Source organism: Streptomyces sp. NPDC002176 (genome assembly GCF_044903645.1).
GTDB lineage: Bacteria > Actinomycetota > Actinomycetes > Streptomycetales > Streptomycetaceae > Streptomyces.
In genome coordinates this window covers 661,528-675,291 of the sequence record NZ_JBJDQW010000004.1, presented here as the reverse complement: position 1 = coordinate 675,291, position 13,764 = coordinate 661,528, and the positions used below count along the sequence as shown (strand labels likewise).

Annotated in this window: 11 protein-coding genes; 2 read left to right on the top strand and 9 right to left on the bottom strand. The window is 73.3% G+C overall.

Annotated elements, in window-relative coordinates; genetic code table 11:
* Positions 1-52: 52 nt before the first annotated feature.
* From ACI2LY_RS22250 to bioB, 9 genes are all read right to left on the bottom strand, one after another.
* The gene (locus tag ACI2LY_RS22250) at positions 53-1,066 is read right to left on the bottom strand and encodes a hemolysin family protein (protein ID WP_404708670.1); all 1,014 of its coding nucleotides are present in this window, start codon (positions 1,064-1,066) and stop codon (positions 53-55) included.
* Positions 1,063-2,418, bottom strand: a complete 1,356-nt coding sequence (locus tag ACI2LY_RS22245) for a hemolysin family protein (protein WP_404708669.1) — start codon at positions 2,416-2,418, stop codon at positions 1,063-1,065. The genes ACI2LY_RS22250 and ACI2LY_RS22245 overlap by 4 nt, the downstream gene beginning before the upstream one ends.
* A gap of 161 nt (positions 2,419-2,579) precedes the next feature.
* A complete protein-coding gene (locus ACI2LY_RS22240; protein WP_404708668.1) occupies positions 2,580-3,005 on the bottom strand; it encodes a GNAT family N-acetyltransferase in 426 nt (141 codons plus the stop codon).
* 77 nt (positions 3,006-3,082) lie between these two features.
* The gene (locus ACI2LY_RS22235) at positions 3,083-4,777 is read right to left on the bottom strand and encodes a DEAD/DEAH box helicase (protein ID WP_404708667.1); all 1,695 of its coding nucleotides are present in this window, start codon (positions 4,775-4,777) and stop codon (positions 3,083-3,085) included.
* Between the two features lie 213 nt (positions 4,778-4,990).
* The gene (locus ACI2LY_RS22230) at positions 4,991-7,555 is read right to left on the bottom strand and encodes an ABC transporter permease (protein WP_404708666.1); all 2,565 of its coding nucleotides are present in this window, start codon (positions 7,553-7,555) and stop codon (positions 4,991-4,993) included.
* Between the two features lie 5 nt (positions 7,556-7,560).
* A complete protein-coding gene (locus ACI2LY_RS22225) occupies positions 7,561-8,373 on the bottom strand; it encodes an ABC transporter ATP-binding protein (RefSeq protein WP_404708665.1) in 813 nt (270 codons plus the stop codon).
* A 154-nt stretch (positions 8,374-8,527) separates the two neighbouring features.
* A complete protein-coding gene (gene bioD, locus ACI2LY_RS22220) occupies positions 8,528-9,247 on the bottom strand; it encodes a dethiobiotin synthase (RefSeq protein ID WP_404708664.1) in 720 nt (239 codons plus the stop codon).
* A 1-nt stretch (position 9,248) separates the two neighbouring features.
* Positions 9,249-10,526 carry an adenosylmethionine--8-amino-7-oxononanoate transaminase gene (locus ACI2LY_RS22215; RefSeq protein ID WP_404708663.1) on the bottom strand — a complete coding sequence of 426 codons (1,278 nt, stop codon included), beginning with the start codon at positions 10,524-10,526 and terminating at the stop codon, positions 9,249-9,251.
* Complete coding sequence (gene bioB / locus ACI2LY_RS22210) at positions 10,519-11,718, bottom strand: biotin synthase BioB (RefSeq protein WP_404708662.1); 1,200 nt, start codon at positions 11,716-11,718, stop codon at positions 10,519-10,521. Before bioB ends, ACI2LY_RS22215 begins: the two co-directional genes overlap by 8 nt.
* A 178-nt stretch (positions 11,719-11,896) precedes the next feature.
* Between bioB and ACI2LY_RS22205 the strand changes: the two genes are divergently transcribed.
* Positions 11,897-13,027 carry an 8-amino-7-oxononanoate synthase gene (locus tag ACI2LY_RS22205; RefSeq protein WP_404708661.1) on the top strand — a complete coding sequence of 377 codons (1,131 nt, stop codon included), beginning with the start codon at positions 11,897-11,899 and terminating at the stop codon, positions 13,025-13,027.
* A 222-nt stretch (positions 13,028-13,249) separates the two neighbouring features.
* The gene (locus ACI2LY_RS22200) at positions 13,250-13,720 is read left to right on the top strand and encodes an ATP-binding protein (protein WP_404708660.1); all 471 of its coding nucleotides are present in this window, start codon (positions 13,250-13,252) and stop codon (positions 13,718-13,720) included.
* Positions 13,721-13,764 lie beyond the last annotated feature (44 nt).

Here is a 13,764-nt window from a genome sequence, read left to right as displayed (position 1 = left end):
CCGCGACGCCATACCCACCGGTCGGTCCCCCCACCCGCGCCCGCGGCACCGCTCAGGCGGGCTGGCCGAACAGCTCCCGCAGCACGTCCTCCATGGTCACCAGACCGGCCAGCTTCCCGTCCGCGCCGGTCACCGCCGCCACATGCGTACGGCTGCCGCGCATCGCGGTCAGCACGTCGTCCAGCGGGGAGGTCTCCCGCACCCGCGCGATCGGCCGCATGTCGCGCAGCCGGAACGGCACGTCGCGCGGCGAGGCGTCCAGCGCGTCCTTCACATGGAGATAGCCCACGATCCGGCGCCCCACGTCGACCACCGGGAACCGGGAGAACCCCGACTCGGCCGACAGCCGCTCCAGCTCCTCCGGGGTGACACCGACGCCCGCGTAGACCACCCGCTCCAGCGGTACCACCACGTCCCGGACCGGGCGGCTGCCCAGCTCCAGCGCGTCGTGCAGCCGCTCCTGCGCCCGGCCGTCGATCAGCCCCGCCTCGGTGGCGTCCTTCACGATCTCGGCCAGCTCGGTGTCGGTGAACGTCGCCGACACCTCGTCCTTGGCCTCCACCCGCAGCAGCTTCAGCAGCCCGTTGGCGAAGGCGTTGATCGTGAAGATCACCGGACGCAGGGCGCGGGCCAGCGCCACCAGCGGCGGGCCGAGCAGCAGCGCGCTGCGCACCGGTTCGGCCAGCGCGATGTTCTTCGGCACCATCTCGCCCAGCAGCATGTGCAGATAGGTGGCCAGGGTCAGCGCGATCACGAAGGACACCACGTGCCCGGCGCCCGAGGGCACCCCGGCCGCGTGGAACACCGGCTCCAGCAGATGCGCGATGGCGGGCTCCGCGACCACACCGAGCACCAGCGTGCACAGCGTGATGCCCAGCTGGGCGGCGGCCAGCAGCGCCGACACGTGCTCCAACCCCCACAGCACCCGCCGCGCCCGCTTGTCGCCCTCCTGGGCCAGCGGCTCGACCTGCGAGCGGCGCACCGAGATCAGCGCGAACTCGGCCCCCACGAAGAAGGCGTTGACGACGAGGGTCGCCAGGCCGATCAGCAGCTGTACGGCGGTCATCGCGCCCTCTCCGTCGACTCGTCGGCATGCCTGTGGTGCGACGGGTCCGCCACCGGCGCGTGCAGCAGCACCCGCGCGGCCCGGTGCCCGGAGGCGTCCACCACGTCCAGCCGCCAGCCGTCCGTCTCCACGCTGTCCCCGACCCGCGGAATGCGGCCCAGCTCGGTGGCGACCAGCCCGGCCAGCGTCTCGTACGGGCCCTCGGGCACCCTGAGGCCCACCCGTGCCAGCTGGTCGGTGCGGGCCGCGCCGTCCGCCGAGTACAGGGCGCGGCCCCGGTCGTCGGTGCCCGCGGGGGCCAGGTCGGGGGTCTCGTGCGGGTCGTGCTCGTCGCGGACCTCGCCGACGACCTCCTCGACGATGTCCTCCAGCGTCGCCACGCCCGCCGTGCCGCCGTACTCGTCTATGACGACGGCCATGGTGCGCTTGCCCGACAGCCGGTCCAGCAGCCGGTCCACGGTCAGGGACTCCGGGACCAGCAGGGGTTCGCGCATGATCTGGGTGACCGGGCGGAAGGGGCGGTCCTCGGCGGGCAGCGCCAGGACGTCCTTGATGTGGGCGACGCCGACGACCGAGTCCAGGTTGCCCTGGTAGACCGGGAAACGGGACAGGCCGGTCGCCCGCGTCGCGTTCGCCACGTCCTCGCAGGTGGCCTGCGTGTCGAGGGCGACGACCTGGACACGCGGGGTCATCACGTTCTCCGACGTCAGGTCGGCGAGGTTCAGCGTGCGTACGAACAGCTCGGCGGTGTCCGGCTCCAGCGCGCCCGCCTTCGCGGAGTGCCGGGCGAGCGCCACCAGTTCCTGCGGGCCGCGCGCGGACGCCAGCTCCTCGGCGGGCTCCAGGCCGAAGCGGCGCACCACGCGGTTGGCGGTGTTGTTGAGGTGCGTGATGAAGGGGCGGAAGGCCAGGCTGAACCAGCGCTGCGGGTTGCCCACCCGCTTGGCCACCGCCAGCGGCGAGGAGATCGCCCAGTTCTTCGGCACCAGTTCGCCGACCACCATCAGGAACACCGTCGACAGCGCGGTGCCCAGGACCAGCGCGGCCGAGCTCGCCGCGGTGTCGGACAGGCCCATGGCGCGGAACGGCCCCGAGAGCAGCGCGGCGATCGACGGCTCGGCGAGCATGCCGACGACCAGGTTGGTGACGGTGATGCCGAGCTGGGCGCCGGAGAGCTGGAAGGTGAGGCTCCGTACGGCCTTCAGCGCGCCGGAGGCACCGCGCTCGCCGCGCGCCGCGGCCCGCTCCAGTTCGCCGCGCTCGACGGTGGTCAGCGAGAACTCGGCCGCCACGAAGGCGCCGCAGGCGAGCGACAGCAGGATCGCCACCAGCAGGAGCAGCACTTCGGTCATCGGGTCACCTCCGTCCCAGGATCGGTCAGGACGGGGTGGACCGCGCGATGTCGGTGGCGCGGACTGGGAGGATCGCCCATGGGTGGACGCTCACAACCTTTCATCGAGTGCCGAGATGCTGCCTCAATGGTAAAGGATCGGCAAAGCGGCCTCGCCGGACCTCAGCCGGAGAGCGGCTTGACCCAGCGGCGCCACTTCTCCTCCGGCCCATACCCCGCCGCGCTCCAGGCATGATGCGCGGTCTCGTTGCGGACCAGCACCATCGCGTCCACCCGGCGCCCGCCGAGCGCGGCGAACCGGTCCTCGGCGGCCGCCAGCAGTGCCCGGGAGACGCCCCGGCGGCGGTGGCCGGGGTGCACCGCGAGCCGGTAGGCGGAGCACCGCCAGCCGTCGAATCCAGCGATGACCGTGCCCACCAGGGCGCCGTCCAGCTCCGCGAGGAGCAGGGCCTCCGGGTCCCGTTCGATCAGCCGGGCCACCCCGGCGTGGTCGTCGCTGATGCTCGTGCCCTCGGCGGCCTCGCCCCAGAACGCCAGCACGGTGGCGATGTCGGCGGGGGTGGCGTGACGGATCTGCGGATCGCTCATGGGCCGAGCCAAGCAGAGCGCCCGACCACCGGGCCAGGGAGTTTCGGCACCCGAGACCCGGCGGCCGTACCTCCCCGTCAGCGGGACTGGTCCCGCTCCCGGCGCACCTGGGCCCGGCGCCCCTTGACGTTGGCGCCGCGCATCGCGTTCACCACGTCGTCCGCCGCCTCCTCGGGCACCTCCACCAGTGAGAAACGGTCCGCGATCTCGATCGCCCCGATGTCCCGCCCGCTCAGCCGCGTCTCCCCGGCGATGGCGCCGACCAGATCCTGCGGTCGCACCCCCGAACTGCGCCCGGCCCCGACGAACAGCCGGGTCATCCCCGGCGAGGTCCGCTGGGGACGGCGCCCGCGCTGGCCCCGGTCACGGTCGCCCCGGCCCCGGTCGCCGCGATCCCGGTCGCGGTCCCTCGGCGCCAGCTCCGGGATCTCCTCCTCGTCGAACGCCGCGCCGCCCGACTCATGGGCCAGCTTCACCGCCGCCAGCGCCACGTCCATCACGTCGAACTCGTCCCCGAGGGTCTCCACCACCACCCGGAACCGCTCCAGGTCCTCGTCCTCCAGCAGGCTCTCGTGCAGCGCGGCCCGCGTCAGCTCCAGCCGCCTGGCCCGCAGGTCCGCCACCGACGGCACCTTCTCCAACGGGACCTTCCGGCCGGTCGCCCGCTCGATCGCCTTCAGCATCCGGGACTCTCGGGGCTCCGCCAGCGTGATCGCTACCCCCTCACGGCCCGCGCGCCCGACCCGCCCGATCCGGTGCACGTACGACTCCGGCGCCGAGGGCACGTCGTAATTGATCACATGCGTCAGATGCTCGACGTCGATACCGCGGGCCGCGACATCGGTGGCGACCAGCAGATCCGCCGTACCGCCGCGCAGCCTGCCCATCACCCGGTCCCGCTGCTCCTGGCTCAGCCCGCCGTGCAGCGCCTCGGCGCGGTAGCCGCGGCCGTTCAGGGTCTCGGAGAGCTGGTCGACCTGGTCACGGGTGCGGCAGAACACGATCGCCGCCTCCGGGGACTCCACGTCCAGCAGCCGCCCCAGCGCGGCCGGCTTCTGCGCCCGCCCCACGATGTACGCCGACTCCCGGATGCGCGGCGCCTCACCCGGCGCCGGGGCCTCCCGCTCGATCCGCACCCGGACCGGGTCGCTGAGGTGCTTGCGCGCCATGGAGTCGATCCGCGACGGCATCGTCGCCGAGAACAGCACCGTCTGCCGCTCCTCCGGCACGTTCTCCAGGATCGAGTCGATGTCCTCCGCGAACCCCATGTCCAGCATCTCGTCGGCCTCGTCCAGCACGACCGTGCGCAGGCCGCCCAGGGGCAGCGTGCCGCGCGCGATGTGGTCCAGGGCCCGGCCCGGCGTCGCCACCACCACGTCCACCCCGCGCTGCAGTTCGCGCAGCTGGCGGCCGATGGGCTGCCCACCGTAGACCGGCAGCACACGTACGCCGAGGTCGGTGCCGTAGCGGTGCACGGCCTCCGAGACCTGGATGGCCAGCTCACGCGTCGGCACCAGCACCAGGGCGCTGGGCCCCTTGCCCTTGCCGTCGCGGGCGATGCGCTGGATCACCGGCAGCGCGAACGCGGCGGTCTTGCCGGTGCCCGTGGCCGCCTGCCCCAGCAGGTCGTTGCCCTCCAGCAGGGGCGGGATGGCCTCCTGCTGGATCGGGGTGGGCTCCTCGTAGCCGAGCGCGCTCAGCGCCCGCTGGATCTCGGGGGCCAGGTCGAGATCGGCGAAGCCGACCTGCCCTTCGCTGGAGTTGGTCGTCATGGCGCATCCCTTTTCCGGCTGGGGGACGCGATACCCGGACCCGGGGTCCAAGGGGTGTGGTGGTCGGCCGGGCTCGGCCCGGACGACGCCCGGACCCGGTGTACGAGCCCGAAGTCCGCGCCGGGACGCGCCCCCTTGCAGATCACGCGGTACGGACCATCTATACCGTGCCGTGCCGGACGGAAACCCGCCACCCGACCAACCCGGGCCCGCTCACTCGTGGGCGATCGCGGCCAGCACGTTCATCCGCGAGGCCCGCAGCGCCGGGAGCAGCGCCGCCACCACACCCACCACCGCCGAGCCGATCACCACGGCGACGATGGTGCCCCAGGGCACCTGGAGCTCCTTCAGCCCGCGCAGCGCCAGCACCTGCTGACCGCACACACCCCACACCAGCCCCAACGCCAGCCCGAGTACCGCGCCGAACACCGCGATCACCACCGACTCCAGCCGGATCATCCGGCGCAACTGCCGCCTGCTCAGCCCGATCGCCCGCAGCAGCCCGATCTCCCGGGTGCGCTCCACCACCGACAGCGCCAGGGTGTTGACCACCCCGAGCACCGCGATGGCGATCGCCAGCCCGAGCAGCGCGTACACCAGGTACAGCAGCACCGAGATCTGGTCGTGCACCAGCTTCTTGTAGTCGGCCTGGTCGCGTACCTGGAGCTGCGGATACGGCGTGAGCGCAGACTCCAGGGAGGACCGCAGCCCCGCCGCGTCGGTGCCGGGGGCGGCGTTGACGAAGAGCACCGAGTCCTGGGCGCCGGGCACGTAACGGTCCACCGTCTTCAGGCCCAGGAAGATTCCGCCCTGCGTGCCGAACCCCTCCGGCGAGTCCAGGTTGGTGAGCGCGCCGACCGTGATCCGCGCCTCGCGTCCGCCGGGGAACTCCACCGGCAGCACGGTGCCGACCCGCGCGCCGTGGTCCTTCGCGAACCCGGCGTCCATAGCCAGCCGCCCGTCCGCCAGCGCGGCCCCGGTGCCGCCGCGCGCGTAGGTGAGGTGCACGACGTCGTCCAGGCCCGGCCCGTACGCCGAGGCCGCCGTCTGCACCCGCCGTCCGTCCGGCATCCGCACCGCGAGCGGTGTGATCCGCTGCGGTACGACGAGCCCGACGCCCTCGGTGCGGAGGACCGTGCGCCGCACGTCGTCGCTGAACGGTGTGAAGTTGGTGCTCTGCACGATGAAGTCGGCGCCGAGCGTACGGTCGATCTGCCGGTCGAACGACGCCGACATCGAGGCGCTCGCCACCGACATCCCGCCGACCAGCGCCAGCCCCACCATCAGCGCCGCCGCCGTGGCCCCCGTACGTCGCGGATTGCGCAGCGCGTTGCGCTGGCTCATCCGGCCCACCGAACCGAACAGCGTCGGGAACGCGCCGCCCAGCACCCGGATCACCGGCCGCACCAGCAGCGGCCCGGCGATCACCATGGCGATCAGCGTCAGGACCACGCCCAGCCCCAGCAGCGCGGCCGCGGGCGCGGCCTTCGTCGCCGCCACGCACCCGGCCAGCGCCGCCGCCCCGGCCACGCCCATGACGGCGCCCGCGACGGCCCGGCCGGTCAGCGGCTTGTCGATCCCGGCGATCTCCGCGTCCGACAGCGCCGCCATCGGCGACACCGTCGCCGCCCGCCGCGCGGGCAGATACGCGGCGACGAAGGTGACGCCCACCCCGACCACGTACGCCGCGACCGGCGTGCCCCAGCCGATCACCATCTCCGTGGCCTTGAGGTTCATCCCGAACAGGCTCATCAGCCGGATCAGCCCGTACGCCATCCCGATCCCGGCCGCCAGCCCCAGCGTGGAGCCCACCACCCCGAGCAGCAGCGCCTCCAGCAGCACCGAGCGCCGCACCTGGCGCCGGTCCGCGCCCAGCGCCCGCAGCAGGCCGAGTTCACGGGTGCGCTGGGCGATCAGCATGGAGAAGGTGTTGACGATCAGGAAGATGCCGACGAGCACCGCGATCCCGGCGAAGCCCAGCATCACGTACTTGATCACGTCGAGGAACCCGCCGAGGTTCGCGGCCGCCGACTTGGCCTGCTCGGCGGCGGTCTTCAGGTCGTAGCCGCCGCCGATCGCCGCGGCGACCCGGCCCTTCAGCACCGGGTCGGTGACGCCCGGCGCCGCCTCCACCGAGATGGCGGTGGCCTTGTCCGCCGAACCCAGCAACTGCTTCCCGGCCGTGGCCTGGTCGAGGAAGACCAGCGCCGCGCCGGGGTTGGTGGTGCGGAACGTGGCGATGCCCACGACCCGCACCCGGAACGTCCCCGGCTGCGCCTGCACGGTCAGCGTGTCGCCGATCCGTACGTGCTTCTTGTCCGCGGTGTCCGCGTCGAGCAGCGCCTCGCCCGCGCCGCGCGGCGCGTGACCCGAGGTCAGCTCCACCGGGCTGCGGTCGGTCAGGTACCAGGAGGTCGCGATCGTGGGGGCGCCCGTGGTCGGGCCGACGGACCGGTTGCGGCTGTCGATCACCGTGATGTTCTGCACCGACACGTCCGCGTGCGCCGACGCGACACCGGGGACCTTCGCCACCCGGCCCGCGAGGTCCGCGGGCACCGTCTGCACCCCGCCGCCCGGCACCGGGGACCGCAGGTCCTGCTTCGGGCCGACCGTCACGTCCGCCGCGGTGGAGGCGAACAGCCGGTCGAAGGTACGGGTCACCGTGTCGGAGAAGATCAGACTGCCCGAGACGAACGCCACGGACAGCACGACGGCCAGCGCGGAGAGCGCCAGCCGCCCCTTGTGCGCGAGAAAACTGCGCAAAGTCGCCTTGAGCACGGGGGTCAGTCCTCCCGCGCCACGGCGTCGTCGCCGAGCCTGCCCCGGACCACGTCGAACGCCTTCATCCGCTCCAGCACGGTGTCCGCCGTGGGCCGCTCCATCCGGTCCACGATCCGCCCGTCACCGAGGAAGAGCACCAGGTCGGAGTGGGCGGCCGCGCCGGGGTCGTGCGTGACCATGACGACGCTCTGCCCGAGGTCGTCCACCGCGCTGCGCAGGAAGCCCAGCACCTCCAGACCCGAGCGGGAGTCCAGGTTGCCGGTGGGCTCGTCCGCGAAGATCAGCTCCGGCTGCGAGGCGAGCGCCCGCGCGCACGCGACGCGCTGCTGCTGGCCCCCGGACAGCTGCGCCGGGCGGTGCCCGAGCCGGTCGCGCAGCCCCAGCCGGTCGATCACCTGGTCCACCCAGCCCGCCTCCGGCCTGCGGCCCGCGATGTCCATGGGCAGCGTGATGTTCTCCGCCGCCGTCAGTGTGGGGATCAGATTGAACGACTGGAAGACGAACCCGATCCGGTCCCGGCGCAGCCGGGTCAGCTCACCGTCCTTCAGCCCGGTGATCTCGGTGTCCCCGAGCCACACCTGACCGGCCGAGACCGTGTCCAGACCCGCCAGGCAGTGCATCAGCGTGGACTTCCCCGACCCGGACGGCCCCATCACGGCGGTGAACCGCCCGCGCGCGATGTCCACGTCCACCGAGTCCAGCGCGATCACGGCCGTCTCCCCGGTGCCGTACGCCTTGGTCAGCCCACGGGCCCGGGCCACCGTCCCGTCCCCCGGCACCGCGCCCGGCACGTCCTGAGCAGCAGATGTGAACACGATGCACTCCCCGTCGCCTCGACGTCCCGATCCCTCGGCCATGGCCGAGCCTAGTGTGACCCGAACCACACCTGAAACGATGTTCGGCAATCGGTGGAGCGGTGGATGCAAGCAGGGGGGAATCCGTACGTCCCTACTCCGCGCCCGTACGTCCCTACTCCGCGCCCTCCCGCTCCCGGAACCCGTCCGGGTCCCACGTCCCCCACAGCCGGGGCGACAGCCAGGACGGTGCCTGGGTGCGGAACTCCGTCGGAGGCAGGAGGCCCGTGCCCTGGGGGAGTGCGCCCAGCAGGGGGGCTGCGGCCACCTCCGGGAGGTCGGTGACGTTGCAGCGGGTGGCGAGGTCGGGGGAGGCCGGCCAGGAGCCGATCACCACGCCGGTCAACTCCAGCTCGCGGGAGCGTAGTTCGCGGGCCGTGAGGTCCGTGGAGTTGAGGGTGCCCAGGCCCGCCGGGGCGACCAGCAGGACCGGGGCGCCCAGGAAGGACGCCGCGTCGGCCAGGGTGCCGCCCTCCGGGTCGAAGCGGACCAGGAGGCCGCCCGCGCCCTCGACCAGGACCAGGTCGTGGTCGGTGGCCAGTTTGGCCGCCGCCTCGGCCACGTCCTGCGGCCGCACCGGGGGCAGACCGGCCCGGCGGGCGGCCGTGGCGGGGGCCAACGGGTCGGGGTAGCGGGCCAGTTCGCGGGCCGTGACCGGGCCCGCCAGGCGGGCCACCTCGTCGGCGTCGCCGCGTTCGTCCGGGCGTACGCCTGTCTGTGCGGGCTTCAGGACGGCCACCGAGCGGCCCGACGCGAGGGCGGCGGCCGCCACGGCGGCCGTCACCATCGTCTTGCCGATCTCCGTGCCCGTGCCCGTGATCACCAGTACCGGCATGTCATCCCTCCCGCGCCGCGGCGCACACCGCGCGCGCGATCCGTGCCACGTCCGCGTCGTCCGTGACGTACGGCGGCATCGTGTAGACCAGGTCGCGGAAGGGGCGCAGCCACACGCCCTCCCGCACGGCGGCCCGCGTCGCGGCCGCCATGTCCACCTCGTGGTCGAGCTGGACCACGCCGATGGCGCCCAGCACGCGTACGTCCCGGACACCGGGCAGCTCCGCGGCCTCGGCGAGACCCTCCCGCAGACCGGTCTCGATCCGCTTCACCTCGCCCCGCCAGTCCTGCCCGAGCAGCAGCTCGACCGAGGCGCAGGCCACGCTCGCGGCCAGCGGGTTGCCCATGAAGGTCGGCCCGTGCGCGAGCACCGGCACCTCGCCGCGCGAGATGCCGTCGGCCACCCGCGCGGTGCACAGGGTCGCCGCCAGCGTGAGATAACCGCCGGTCAGCGCCTTGCCCACGCACATCACATCGGGCGAGATCGCGGCATGTTCCGCCGCGAACAGCGCGCCCGTACGCCCGAAGCCGGTGGCGATCTCGTCGAACACCAGCAGCACGTCGTGCGCGTCGCACGCCTCGCGCAGCACCCGCAGATACGCGGGGGAGTGGAACCGCATCCCGCCCGCGCCCTGCACCACCGGCTCCACGATCACGGCGGCCAGTTCGTCCGCGTGCCGCTCGATCATGGACCGCAGATGCTCCGCGTACGCCTCCTCGTAGGCGGCGGGCGGCGCGTCCGCGAAGACCTGGCGGGGCAGCGCGCCGGACCACAGCCCGTGCATGCCGCCCTCCGGGTCGCAGACCGACATCGGGTGCCAGGTGTCGCCGTGGTAGCCGCCGCGCCAGGTCAGCAGGCGCCGCTTGCCGGGACGGCCGAGCGAACGCCAGTACTGCAGGCACATCTTGACGGCCACCTCGACGGACACCGAGCCGGAGTCCGCGAGGAAGACATGCTCAAGACCCTCGGGCGACATGTCGACAAGGAGCTTCGCCAGCCGTACGGCGGGCTCATGGGTAAGCCCGCCGAACATCACATGGCTCATCCGCCCCAACTGCGCGCGCGCCGCCTCGTCCAGCACCGGGTGGCGGTAGCCGTGGATCGCCGACCACCAGGACGACATCCCGTCGACCAGCTCCGCGCCGTCCGCCAGCCGCAGCCGGACCCCGCTCGCCGACTCCACGACGAGCGGTTCGCTGCGGCCCGGCATCGGACCGTACGGATGCCACACATGCCGCCGGTCCAGCTTCAGCAGCTCGGCCGTATCCAGGTCAGGCATTGGGCGCGAGGTCCGTCCCGGCACCCCGGCGGCGCACGGCGACCAGATCGGTGCGCGGCTCGGCGGGCGCGGAAGCCTCGGGTGTACCGCAGACGCCGCCCCCCGCGTGCGAACCGCACCCGGCCGACTCCGCGTCCGTACCGCACCCGCCCGCCGCCGCGTGCGAGCCGCAGCCGCCACCGGCCGCCGCCCGGTGTTCCGGCAGGGTCACCTCGTCCGCGCCCTCCACCTCGAACCCGGCGTCCGCGATCATCTCCAGGTCGGCCTTGCCCGCCTGGCCCTCGCTGGTCAGGTAGTCCCCGAGGAAGATCGAGTTGGCCAGGTGCAGCGCGAGCGGCTGGAGCGAGCGCAGGTGCACCTCACGGCCGCCCGCGATCCGCACCTCCACGTCCGGGCAGACGAAGCGGACCATGGCGAGGATGCGCATACAGCGCTGCGGGGTGAGGTTCCACTCCTTGGCCAGCGGGGTGCCCTCGAACGGGATCAGGAAGTTCACCGGCACGGAGTCCGGGTCCAGCTCGCGCAGCGCGAACACCACGTCCACCAGGTCCTCGTCGCGCTCACCCATGCCCGCGATCAGCCCCGAGCAGGCGGAAAGACCGGCCGCGTGCGCCTTGTGCACCGTGTCCACCCGGTCGGCGTAGGTATGGGTGGTGGTGATCTCGCCGTAGGTCGCCTCGGAGGTGTTGAGGTTGTGGTTGTAGGCGTCGGCGCCCGCCGCGCGCAGCCGCTCCGCCTGGCCGTCGGAGAGCAGGCCGAGGCAGGCGCACACCTCCACGCCCTCGTTCTGGTCCTTGATGGCCTTGATGGTGTCGGAGACCCGGTCCACGTCCCGGTCCGTCGGTCCGCGCCCGGACGCCACCAGGCACACCCGCTTGGCGCCCCCGGCGAGCCCGGCGGCCGCCGCCTCGGACGCCTGGTCGGGCTTCAGCCAGGTGTACTTGAGGATGCCCGCGGTGGAGCCCAGCCGCTGCGAGCAGTAGGAGCAGTCCTCCGGGCACAGGCCCGACTTGAGGTTGACCAGATAGTTGAGTTTCACCCTGCGGCCGAACCAGTGCCGCCGCACCTTGCCGGCCGCGGCCACCACATCGAGCAGGTCGTCGTCGGAGGTGGCGAGCACGGCGAGTGCTTCCTCGCGCGTCGGCGTCTCGCGCCGCAGTCCCTTGTCCACCAGCGTGTTCAGCAGGTCCATGAGGCTTGATCCTGTCCTACCCGACCGCCCGGGGCCAAGGAGACTTCGCACAACGACCGGGGTTCACCGTGTGGGTATTGCCACATCATGGGCGGCTCTCCGCGCCGCTAGTGTCTGTCTGTTGTCTACAAAACCCGTGTGTCTATACAACCCGTGTGAGCGAAAGCCCGGAGGAGCCATGGCGTTCGGCTGGATCGACGAGCAGGCCGAGGCGCGCCGCCGCGCCGGACTCCTGCGGACCCTGCGCCCCCGTCCCGCCGACTCGCCCCTGCTGGATCTGGCGAGCAACGACTATCTGGGCCTGGCCCGCCACCCGGAGGTCGTCGAGGGCGCGGCGGACGCGGCCCGGACCTGGGGCGGCGGCGCCACCGGCTCGCGCCTCGTCACCGGCACCACCGAGCTGCACGCCCGGCTGGAGGCCGAACTCGCCGCGTTCTGCGGCTTCGAGGCGGCCCTCGTCCTGTCCTCCGGGTACGCCGCCAACCTGGCCGCCGTCACCGCGCTCGGTCCGCACGGCTCGCTGATCGTCTCCGACGCGGGCAACCACGCCTCCCTGATCGACGGCTGCCGCCTGGCGCGCGGCACCACCCAGGTCGTCGGGCACGCCGACCCGGAGGCCGTGGCCAAGGCGCTGGCGACCCACCGGGGCGAGGCGATCGCCGTCTCCGACACGGTGTTCTCCGTCGACGGCGACGCCGCCCCGCTGCGCCGACTGGCCGACGTCTGCCGGGAGCACGGGGCCGGGCTGGTCGTGGACGACGCCCACGGGCTCGGCGTGCTGGGGGAGGGCGGCCGGGGCGCGGCGCACGCGGCCGGGCTCGCGGGCGCGGCCGACGTGGTGGTCACCGCGACGCTGTCCAAGTCGCTGGGCAGCCAGGGCGGGGTGGTGCTGGGCCCGGCGCGGGTGATCGGCCATCTGGTCAACACCGCGCGGACGTTCATCTTCGACACCGGACTCGCCCCGGCCGCCGCGGGGGCGGCGCTCGCCGCGCTGCGGCTGCTCCGGCGCGAACCGGAGCGCCCGGCGCGCGTCCGGGAGGTCGCCGCCGAACTGCACGCCCGGCTGACCGCCGAGGGTCTGTCGGCGGTCCGCCCGGACGCGGCCGTGGTCTCCGTACGGGCGCCGTCCGCCGACGCCGCGGTGCGCTGGGCCGCCGACTGCCGTGCCGAGGGTCTGTCGGTGGGATGTTTCCGCCCGCCGTCGGTCCCGGACGGCGTCTCCCGGCTGCGGCTGACCGCCCGCGCGGACCTGTCCGGGGCGGAGATCGAACGGGCCGTTCGGGTCATCACCGCCGTTCGGCCCAGCTGAGGTCGGGAAAAACCCCGTCAAATACGGGCGCACGTCGCAGAGTTCACCCCGTTGAGCGACAGATGTCCGCGTATCTGGGGGGTTGGTTCCCCGGACCGGCCCCGTGATGGCAGGGTGACCTGCACGCACCAGAGCGGGACCGTGTCCGAAGCCTCCGCCCCGCGTCGCCGCGCGGCGTGTGGGAGGTCGGCGGGCCGCCCGTGGGAAAGGGACGACTTCGCCATGGCAGACCATCTGGAAGCATCCGTCACTCTGCCGAGCGATCCCGCCTCGGTCTCCACGGCCCGGTCCTATGTCGTGGGCACCCTGATGGGCTGGGGGCTGCCCTCGGACGACGAGGTGGCCGACACGGTGCGCCTCATCGTCTCCGAACTCGCCACCAACGCCGTCCAGCACACCCTGGGCCAGTCGCCCACCTTCACCGTGGACATCGTGCTGGCCAGGGACGAGCTGCTGCTCATCGGGGTGACGGACAGCCACCCGCGGCTGCCCAAGAGGCTCCCGGCGGCGGTCGCCCAGGACAACGGGCGCGGCATGGCCATCATCCGGTGTCTCACCGTCGAGTGCGGCGGCAAGCTCCGGGTCCGGCCGACCCGCGAGGGCGGCAAGACCGTCTTCGTCGAGCTGCCCTGGAGCGTCCCGGACCGGCCGCTGACCGTCACGGCCCGCCCGGAGCCCTCACCGGCCCGCTGAGAGCCCCGGCGGGGCCAGGAACCGGCTCCGGGGCGCGTGTACGC